This window comes from Rivularia sp. UHCC 0363 (genome assembly GCF_034931125.1).
Classification (GTDB): domain Bacteria; phylum Cyanobacteriota; class Cyanobacteriia; order Cyanobacteriales; family Nostocaceae; genus Rivularia.
On record NZ_JAYGHM010000025.1, the window covers coordinates 16,455 to 27,293 of the forward strand.

Below are 10,839 nucleotides of genomic sequence, written 5' to 3' on the forward strand. Positions count from 1 at the left end.
AGCAAAAACCACTGCCTTGGTATTTGGAATATAGATTTACAGAGTAGCCTGAACCTATCGCAAAACATAAGGAACCGCCCGAACAGTAGTCCGGGCGGAGTGTGGTGTGAGGAGTGAACGGAAACATTCGTCTCCGCTATCTCTATTGTAGGCGACATATGTGATTTTTCCAGTCATAGTTTAAAAGTAAGGAAAAATTTATTTAAGAAAACGTTGGACTTTTAGCTGTTTTGCATTGAAATAGTTAGCGATCGCTGGCTTTTTTGGAATAATTAAGCATATGCCTACTTTTCATTAACTATTAGATATTTCTCATACCTCATACCTTTAGACGTAATTTTCTTCATTTGCCCATACCTAAATGTTGAGCTTTCTGATACACCTTTCCTTCGGTTAAGAGTGATGGAGCAATCACAACTTCAACCTGCTGCATCTCTTTTAAATTTTTTGCTCCAAGGGTACCCATACTTGTTTTTAGAGCGCCTAAAAGATTGTGAGTGCCGTCATCAAGTTGTGCCGGTCCAGTTAATATTTGCTCTAAAGTACCAGTGGTGCCTACATTAATGCGAGTACCCCTCGGTAATACTGGAGATGGAGTAGCCATACCCCAATGATAGCCACGTCCTGGGGCTTCAACGCATCTAGCGAAGGGAGAACCAATCATTACACCATCAGCACCGCAAGCAATACACTTACAAATATCGCCGCCAGTGATTAAACCGCCATCAGCGATTACTGGTACATAATTACCAGTTTCTTTGTAATAATCATCTCGTGCTGCTGCACAATCAGCGATCGCGCTTGCTTGGGGTACACCTACACCTAATACTCCACGGGAAGTACAGGCAGCACCAGGTCCGATTCCTACTAATACCGCAGCCGCACCAGCTTTCATTAAGTTAAGGGTAACTTCATAACTGACACAGTTACCTAAAGCTACCGGGATAGGCATTTCTCGGCAAAACTGAGCCAAATCCAAGGGAGTTATCGATTCAGGTGATAGGTGTGCGGTAGAAACTACTGTAGCCTGCACAAAAAATAAATCTGCCCCAGCTTCTGCGACCACCGAACCGTATTTAGTAGCCCCTACTGGAGTCGCGCTAACTGCGGCAATTGCACCACTCGATTTTATTTCTTGAATTCTTTGCTTTACCAATTCTGGTTTAATCGGTTCGGCATAAAGTTCTTGCATCAAAGGTACAAATTCATCTTTGCTTACAAGGGCAATCCGGTCTAAAATTGGCTCTGGATTGTCATAGCGCGTTTGGATTCCTTCTAAATTTAATACTCCCAATGCTCCTAACTCTGACAATCGTACAGCCATCCGCACATCGACAACACCATCCATTGCACTCGCAATAATTGGAATTTCTCGCTCTATATTACCAATACGCCACGTAGTATCTGCTAAAGCAGGATCTAGTGTTCTGGTACCTGGTACTAAAGCAATTTCATCGATTCCGTAAGCCCTGCGGGCTGTTTTTCCCCGCCCAATTTGAATATCCACTCGCTTTTAGTTATCCTCATCTATTTAAGCTAGGGTATCAAATTGTGGGGGTATTTTGAGCGGTTTTTTTTCAAACTAATTGTTTCGAGTCGCACATCCAAAAAATCATCTCAGCAATTCCTCGCTAAATGCGTGAAGCATAACTCCCGAAGGCAGACTTTAATAAAAGCAGCCAAAGCAATATAATTAAAAGTATATATATGTATAATATTTTTGAAATTGATTCATTTTACAGGGAGCGAAGTGTCAAATAACACTATGAAGCCAAAATTTAGAACCAAGCAGTCCTTATTAAGTTTTATGCAAATATTTCAGGTGTAAACAAATTCCGAACGCTTATGGTTTTAATAATTTAGAATTTACTCCCAAGCTTACGAAATAAAATAACGATCATCTTTTCCCTCACAGGGATAGAATGTATTACAATACTACAAGAGCAATAATGTATAAAATTACTGATTAATTATGAACAGTAGATAGGAAGTAGATCGGAATAGCGAATTATATATCTAAGTATAAATAGCTATTCTTATCAAAAAAAAGTGACATAAAGTCGCTTGCGTTCAGAACCGCTAAGATTGTTAACATAACTTCAAAATTATTAATTTAAGTAAGCAGCCTTGATCCAATCCGAAACACTAGAATTATTGGAATGGTCTCGCCTGTGCCAGCATTTGTCTACTTTTGCAGCAACAAAGCTGGGGGCGATCGCCGCACGTAATATTGATATTCCTACCTCTGTGGTAAAAAGCGAGTATTTATTAGCGCAAACGAAAGAAGTATACGAGTTAGAAAATCGTTTGGATAACGGAATATCCTTTGAAGGAGTTCAGGATTTCGGCGATTCTTTAGAAAGAGCAGAACTCAAAGGTATTTTGGCTGGGGATGAACTACTTGCGATCGCGACTACCCTAGCTGGAATTAGAAATTTACGTCGCTTAATTGATAAGCATCCGGATTTAGAAATATTGAATGAATTAGTTGCTGATTTACGGACTTATCCAGAATTAGAGCAAGAAATTCATCGCTGTATTGATGAACGGGGACAAGTAACAGACCGCGCTAGCGAGAAACTCCGCGATATTCGGAATTCATTGCGTCAAAATCGCACTCAAATCACCCAAAAGCTGCAAAATATTATCCAAGTCAAGGGTAATGCTCTCCAGGAGACGATAATAACTCAACGCAGCGATCGATATGTTATTCCAGTAAAAGCACCGCAAAAAGACGCGATTCCCGGCATTGTACACGATACTTCAACTAGTGGAGCCACTTTGTATGTGGAGCCTAACTCTGTAGTGCCGATGGGGAACCAACTGCGGCAATTATTGCGAAGAGAACAAGTAGAAGAAGAAGCGGTTCGCCGTACTTTAACGGAGAAAGTAGCTGAAGTAAAGCCAGATTTGGAAAAATTACTTGCAGCAGCAATTGTATTGGATCTAGCTACTGCTAAAGCACGGTATAGCTTCTGGCTCAAAGCAAATCCGCCTCGTTTTATCAATCCCCTAGAAGAAAACATTACCTTACGCGAATTACGACATCCCCTATTAGTGTGGCAGCAGCAGCATGAAGAAGGACATCCAGTAATTCCTGTAGACTTAGTTATCAACCCATATATTCGAGTCGTTACAATTACCGGACCAAACACCGGGGGTAAAACCGTAACTCTTAAAACCCTGGGTTTGGCAACATTAATGGCAAAGATTGGTTTATTTATCCCAGCCAGCGAGCCGGTGGAATTACCTTGGTTTGACCAAATATTAGCAGACATTGGAGATGAACAATCTTTAGAGCAGAGTTTATCAACTTTTTCCGGACATATTCGCCGGATTAGTCGGGTTTTGGATGCAATTTCCACAGAGGAAGCAGAAGACGAAACAACTTCCCCCCATCCCTCTTCCCTAGTCCTCCTCGATGAAGTTGGTGCAGGTACAGATCCAGTTGAAGGTAGTGCTTTAGCCATTGCTTTATTGCGTTATCTTGCAGACCATTCATTGCTGACAATTGCCACTACTCACTTTGGAGAGTTGAAAGCATTAAAGTATCAAGACGAACGCTTTGAAAATGCTTCGGTAGAATTCAATGAAGCAACTTTGTCACCAACTTACCGTTTACTGTGGGGAATTCCCGGACGTTCCAATGCTTTAGCAATTGCTTCTCGATTGGGATTAAAAGCAGAAGTAATAGAAAAAGCAAAAGACGAAATGGGAGGTGCAACAGATGAGGTTAATCAAGTTATAGCTGGATTAGAAGCACAACGTCGTCGTCAGGAAGAGAAAGCAGCCCAAGCACAGGATTTGTTGCAGCAAGCGGAACGTTTTTATCAAGAAGTATCTGCAAAAGCGACAGACTTGGAAGAAAGAGAAAAATCTTTGCGTGCTTCTCAGGAAATTGCAGTCAATAAGGCGATCGCTTCGGCTAAAGGTGAAATAGCTGGGGTAATCAAGCGTTTGCAGCAAGGTAAACCAACCGCTCAAGATGCTCAAAAAGCTACCGAAGATATAAATAAATTAGCAGATAAATTTGTACCCAAAGCTGCACCAAAACAGAAAGCGGGCTTTATGCCAAAAGTCGGTGAAAGGATTCGCATTCCTCGATTAGGGCAAACTGCGGAAGTGTTAACATCTCCCGATGAAGATGGAGAATTTAACGTCCGTTTTGGCATCATGAAAATGATAGTTAAATTAGAAGACGTAGAATCTCTAAGTGGAGAGAAAGCGCAGCCAGTAGCTAAAGTAAAACCAGCAGCAAAACCAGCACCAGAACCAATTACCGTAGAAAATGAACCTTTAATTAGGACTTCTAAAAATACCGTAGATTTACGGGGAAGGAGAGTAGCAGATGCTGAGCTAGTTTTAGATCAAGCGATTTCAGAAGCTGCAAGAGCAATATGGATAATTCACGGACATGGAACCGGAAAACTGCGTCAAGGCGTTCATGCTTATTTAAAGCAGCATCCAAGAATTAATAATTACGAAGCCGCAGAACAAAATGATGGCGGGACGGGCGTTACAATTGCGTATGTTAAATAAGGGTAATGGGTAATGGGTAATGGGTAATGGGAGATAGGTATGAATAACCGCGAGCAATAAATTTATAACTCCTTACTTTTCACTTCGACAACTCTTTCCCGATTCCCAATTACCAATTACCAATTCCCAATTCCCAATTCCCAATTCCCAATTCCCAATTCCCAATTTAAAATTCCTCTTTAATAAAATAGATTTTGATTCTAAAGTAGGTGAAAGACAAATTGCTGTTGACCTAAATCAGCTAAAAAGCTTGTCAAAATGCAATTTTTTTGCTAAAGCTTGTGGAAACCAATATAAAATGTTGGCAGTCTGGTTTCAAAATGGGTAACAGCAACAGTCCCTACCAGTCCGATCACCTATGCTTAAAGTTATGCACTCTGCTGGCGATTCACCCACTATAAGTTCCCAGTGGGAGGATTTAACTAACATTGCCGCCCCGACATCCATTCAATGGGACGATATCAAAGCCCAAATTGATTTGGTGTTGTTGGCGCTAGAAGCTTTGACGGGCATCGGTTCCGAGGCAATGCTCTCTGCGGCAATCAATCTTAATTTAGAATCAAGAGTGCCAGACCGGGTGGCGCTGTGGCGACTGCGCCAGTCTAATCCCATACGTAAAGGTCAAGGAGGCAGAAAAAAATTAGATGTAGAGGAAGCGCGATCGCTAGTTTTGATTACTTGCTATCTTGCCAAACAGCACCAAGAATTAATTCGTCGTGCTGTTGACTTGCTAGAACAGCAAGCATTGAACAACCGCGAACCTCATTTCTCTCCTTTACTAGGAGATTACATCGATGCTTTCTGCAATACTTACCAAGAGCGGATGGAAGATTTGGAGAAAATCTCCACAGATACACTTACGAATTTTGCACTCAAACTGCTGATAGATTTAGTTTTCTATAGTGGTTCCGGCGGACATCGCCGTCTCTGGCTAGCACTTATAGATCGTTCAACAAAATTTTAAAATGTCCAAGACGCATTTACTGCCATGCCTCTATCAAATTCAGTGATTCGTCGGTATACGCCGCCTACCTGCACGTTAGAAGTTTTGGCGCAAAGTTCTCCTTTGTCGCGTTGGATGGGTAAATCCGTTCTCAAGCAGGTCAGATTTAATCTTAGTTTTGACGACCCGCGACAACCAGAAGCAGAAAAAATCGTAGTTCAAGGCGACCGGGACCAATTGGAAGCTTTATATACGGCAGTTTCAAATTACGTGCAGGACATCTTGCAACAGTCACCAGAAAGTTTCTGGGCTTCTAGAGTTGAGGCACATTCTGCCAGAAAAACATCTGAAACTACAGTAGTAGAGGATGTTAACAACTCACAACCAGATATTTCTAATTTTAGAAACGAATTTGCTTCTAGAGGAAATATCTATTTGAAACCAAGCAGCCATTTGACCCATCAATTGTTTCTTGGCTCCTTAGCTTCGCAAGTTCGTGGTTCTTCAATTCAATTGAGTTTGCTGCAATTATTTGATTTAGCAACTGCTTTAGATGAATATGTAGCTGATGTTGTTGCAATGCCTACGGTTACTCAAAGGCGCAGAAACAGCTTTGCAATCCCTGCTTGGGCACCTGTTGCAGCGGTACTAGTATTAGGTTTAGGTTTGATGCCAATAACCTATCAATATGCTAATCGACTTCGAGAACAAAGGAAGACGGGTGAAACCGTGGCAACAGCAAACAAAGAAATTGGTAGTGATGTTTCTCCTACACCTTTGTTAACGCCATTGCCAACACCTAATTCTTTGCTTACACCTTTACCGAATGCATCGCCGCTACCAACTTTAGGTTCTGGTTTAAGCGTTCCTAATGTACCATCTTCCTTAGCATCTCCTAATCCGACATTAGGGACAACTCCAGGTAGTACTTTTCCCTCAGTTTCTAATCCTAACAGTAGTTCAACTATTCCCTTACCGCCGTCAGGTAGCAGTAGTTTAGGTGGTAGTACTACGATAAAACCCGGAACTGGAGGATCGACACTTTCTCTAACACCAAATTCTTCATCTGGGAAAACTCAAGGGACAAACAGTTCTACATCTTCTAAAGGTAAGACTAGCTTGCCTTCTCAAATTCCATCAACTAGTTTACCGCCACTGATTAACCCGACTAGTCCAGTAATTCCCATACTTCCTCCTTCAAAACAGGCATCTGCACCTCAAAACAATAATCAAGGTGCGCTGACAAATCCTACTAAACTTGATCGCGATTTAGCCGCACAGCTAAGAGAGAGTCGCACGGCAACTCCAGCGAATAACGATCGCAAATCAACAACAACCGCAGCCAACAGCGAAACCTTATTTGATACCAATCAAGTTGCGGAAGTAAGAAGTTACTTGAAACAACGCTGGCAGCCACCTAATGGTTTAAAAGAGCCTTTACAATACAGCTTGACAGTAGGTGTCGATGGTGCGCTCGAACAAATTCTTCCTTTAGGAAAAGCTGCAAGAGATTATGTAGAGAAGGCTGGGATTCCAGAAATTGGTCAACCCTTCGTTTCTCCTAGCCGAAACGGACAAAATGTAAGAGTACGTGCAGTCTTTAAACCCAACGGTCAAGTACAAGCCTTCCCTGAAACGGATTAGAGGAAGCACTTTGACCTTTATGTCAGTAAAAAACCGGGTTTCTTCAGAATCGCTAAATCAGGGAAAGCTGAATTATTAATAAAGAAACCCGGTTAATAAAAATAGTGTTAATCGTTTTTATTTACAATCAAAATTTTATAAATGGGATTTGAAAATAGAACAAGTCAGTGTTTAGCTTGCGTGAGTGATACAAATTGAGTTAAGTTTAAAATGCAACTTTTGGAGCTACAAAATATTACTATAGATACATAAGTACCAATATGCTTACATTTGACATTTTAAATAAAAATCTATATAGATCAATTTAACTGTAACGGCATAGGTTGGTGACGACGACCGTCTCCAGCGCCTTGGTTTTATCAACCAGAGGTGCTTTTTAATGTGAAAAAGTAATTCTGTTTTTTTCTGCTTGAATTGCTATTTATTAATTGTTAGCTAATAATGATGTTTTACATTCTATTGGCAACGAATTAATAAGTATAAATACCATCCCATGAAAGGATTAGAAAAGCTAAAAATAAAAGATTGTGGACTATAAACGCCGCGAAAGGGGCGAATAATTTCTACAAAAAACTTAAGTAAATTATAATGTTATTTTGGCGGCAACTGTTATGACCTCCAATGATTTTGTGACATCAGATCATCTGCAAACGGATATTGTTAAGTTAATCGAAAATTTACCGAAATTAAAAAATCGGAAATATATCTACCAGGCTTTAAATACTTTATTGCGGCTTGCTGAAGAAGAAGAAATCGACCGGCTAGATTGGAAAATCTTATCGTCATCTTTGGCAGATATGGAACGGGGTTTTCAGTTGTTTCATGCCTACCGACACGTTCGTAAAGTGACTATATTTGGGTCGGCACGTTTATCACCAGAGACACCAGATTATAAGATGGCAAGAGATTTTGGTCGCCGCGTGGCTGAATTAGGATTTATGGTTATAACTGGTGGTGGTGGTGGGATAATGCACGCCGGACACGAAGGAGCCGGACGGGAAAACTCTTTTGGTTTGAATATTGAGCTACCCTTTGAACAAGAAGCCAACCCGATTATTCAGGGTGATGATAAATTAATTCATTTTAAATATTTCTTTACTCGCAAGTTATTTTTGCTTAAAGAGAGCGATGCAGTAGCCTTATTCCCCGGTGGTTTCGGCACTCAAGACGAAGCATTCGAGTGCATGACCTTGAGTCAAACTGGTAAATTTGGACCAGTGCCATTAGTTTTGATTGACCATCCCGGTGGTGATTACTGGAAGTCTTGGAGCGAATATATTAATAAGCAGTTAGTTGAAACAGGTCTGGTAAGTCCTGAAGACCCAAGTTTGTATACCGTTACAGATAATTTAGAAGTTGCTTGTGATGCCATAACTCAATTTTTCAAAGTTTATCACTCCAGCCGCTACGTTAGCGATCGCCTAGTGATTCGCTTAAAGTCGGAGTTATCTGATGCGGAAGTAGAAAAGCTAAATACCGAATTCAGCAGCATTTTACTGAAAGGGCAAATTGAGAAAAGTCAGACTTTACCACAAGAAGGAGCAGACGAAGCAGTTGGGCTTCCCAGGCTGCTGCTGTACTTCAATCAAAGGGATTTGGGACGCTTGTATCAGATGATTGCAGCAATTAACCAAATGGGACATCCTTCGGTGGAAGATGCCCAACATCCCGAAAGGAAGTAAATTTGGGCATGGGTACTTGGGCATTAATCTCAAATGTTCGTCCTCAATCTGCCCTCAGACTAGAAGTCTGGGGCTACAAAAACAAAGCCCGTCTTCACGGGCTAAAATAGGTAATCTCAAGTGACTCGTTGACTCGTTCCCAGCCTCCAGGCTGGGAATGCTGTTTCAGGAGGTTTTACCTCCGGTGGCAATTGACGGGTTAGAAGCCCATCCCACACGAGATGAATTTTCTCTAAAACTAAAAACTTAGATAATTTGTTAGCATTAAATTTAGTGCAAATTTGATGCATAATTAATTCTATGTTAAATATCAGTCGAGATATTCATTCACTTTCAAGCTTTAAGCGGAATACGCCTTCATTTATTCTATAAATTATGTGAAATATAAGAGAACAGGGTGCCAAGTTAAAACATACGTAATCATGTGATTAAGATTAATTCAACGGTGGACAAATAAATGCCCACCATAAAAACTAAATAAACAGTTAGCTAAGAACCCAATTAACCAAAGTCCGCACACCGAAACCCGTTGCACCAGAGGGATTGTAGCCGTTATCTTTATCAGTCCACACGGGACCGGCAACATCTAAATGCGCCCAAGCGGGGGTATCTTTGACAAACTGCTTCAAAAACAAAGATGCAGTAATCGAACCACCCGCACGAGGTCCGGTATTCTTCATATCGGCAATACCAGATTTCAATCCTTCAAAATACTTCTCTTCCATCGGCATTCGCCAGAATTTCTCCCCGGCACTTTCAGAAGCTTTCTGTAATTCGGATGCTAATTCATCGCTAGGACTAAACAACCCGGCAATTTCATTTCCTAGAGCAACGATACAAGCTCCTGTCAAAGTTGCTAAATCAACGATCGCATCTACTCCCAATTTATCGGCAAATACTAACGCATCCGCTAAGGTTAAACGTCCTTCAGCGTCAGTATTATTAACTTCGATAGTTTTACCGTTAGAAGCTTTAAGGATATCGCCGGGATGCATAGCGTGTCCGCTAATCATGTTTTCAGCAGCGGCAGATATAAAGTGAACTTCTACATCTGGCTTGAGTTGACCAATTGCTTTAGCAGCTCCCAAGGTAGCCGCAGCACCACCCATATCCATTTTCATGGTTTCAATACCGCTACCAGCACCTTTAATATTTAATCCACCAGAATCAAATGTGACACCTTTACCAACTATGGCTAATTTACGTCTGGGGGTACCTTGGGGTTTATAGGTGAGGTGAATAAATTTTGGAGGCAAATCGGAAGCTTGCGCTACTCCCAAAAAAGCCCCCATACCTAGTTTTTCACATTCTTCTTTTTCCAGAATTTCTATTTCTAAACCGTGTTCGTCAGCTATAGTTTGAGCTATTTCCGCCATAGTTACTGGGGTCAACTCATTAGCTGGGGCTGCGACTAATTCCCGCGCCAGCATTACTCCTGAAGCTATTTGATTGGCAAGGGTTACGGCAGCTTCTTGTCCGCCAAAACCTAGTAAATCTACGGTTTCTACCTGTGTTTCTTTTTCTTCTGGCTCCGACTTGAAACGGTTATCTTGGTAAAGCGCTAACTGTACACCTTCGGCGATCGCCTGGGCAGTTTGTGCTGGGTCATCATGACAAACTGGTAAACTGATGCCTAAAGACTTGCAATGCTGCTTTTTGGCTAACTTCGCTACTGTTGCGGCTGCACGTCTTAAAGTTTCAAGGTTTAAGGTTTCAGCTTTACCCAAGCCCACTAACATAACTTTACGAATAGAATTACCACCACTTAAGCGGGTAAAAGCACTACTGTTAGGTTTTGCTTTAAATTCTTCGTCTTCTATTAATTCTTTTAAGCCACCGGCTAGCTTTTGATCCAAAGCAGCCAAATCGCCAGTTAACTCTAATCCATCTTCAAATAATCCTACTGCTAAACCATCTCCAGACCAATCTGAAAGCGGTGTATTACTCGCTCCAATTTCCATTTCGTATCCAACTAGTGACTTTACTTGTACCAGTATTGCTCAAAATTCGCATTTTGGACTGAGGGATTAA

General features: G+C 41.2%; 6 protein-coding genes. 4 read left to right on the plus strand and 2 right to left on the minus strand.

All coding sequences use genetic code 11. The annotated features are described in order from the left end of the window. Window positions 1–343 precede the first annotated feature (343 nt). Complete coding sequence (locus tag VB797_RS15735) at window positions 344–1,507, minus strand: GuaB3 family IMP dehydrogenase-related protein (protein WP_323238646.1); 1,164 nt, start codon at window positions 1,505–1,507, stop codon at window positions 344–346. A gap of 620 nt (window positions 1,508–2,127) precedes the next feature. On the opposite strand from VB797_RS15735, the gene VB797_RS15740 reads away from it, so the two are divergent. The 4 genes from VB797_RS15740 to VB797_RS15755 all read left to right on the plus strand — a co-directional run bounded on the left by VB797_RS15740 (window position 2,128) and on the right by VB797_RS15755 (window position 8,808). Continuing rightward, window positions 2,128–4,539: an endonuclease MutS2 gene (locus tag VB797_RS15740; RefSeq protein WP_323238647.1), complete on the plus strand. Its 2,412-nt coding sequence runs from the start codon at window positions 2,128–2,130 to the stop codon at window positions 4,537–4,539. Between the two features lie 358 nt (window positions 4,540–4,897). Next, complete coding sequence (locus VB797_RS15745) at window positions 4,898–5,503, plus strand: DUF3038 domain-containing protein (RefSeq protein ID WP_323238648.1); 606 nt, start codon at window positions 4,898–4,900, stop codon at window positions 5,501–5,503. A 24-nt stretch (window positions 5,504–5,527) separates the two neighbouring features. Continuing rightward, window positions 5,528–7,126, plus strand: a complete 1,599-nt coding sequence (locus VB797_RS15750) for a DUF4335 domain-containing protein (RefSeq protein WP_323238649.1) — start codon at window positions 5,528–5,530, stop codon at window positions 7,124–7,126. A gap of 611 nt (window positions 7,127–7,737) precedes the next feature. Then, window positions 7,738–8,808 (plus strand): TIGR00730 family Rossman fold protein, encoded by a 1,071-nt coding sequence (locus VB797_RS15755; RefSeq protein ID WP_323238650.1) that lies wholly within the window; start codon window positions 7,738–7,740, stop codon window positions 8,806–8,808. Between the two features lie 485 nt (window positions 8,809–9,293). Here the strand turns inward: VB797_RS15755 and VB797_RS15760 are convergent, their stop codons facing one another. Further along, entirely contained in the window at window positions 9,294–10,769 is a 1,476-nt protein-coding gene (locus VB797_RS15760; RefSeq protein ID WP_323238651.1) for a leucyl aminopeptidase, read from the minus strand. Window positions 10,770–10,839 lie beyond the last annotated feature (70 nt).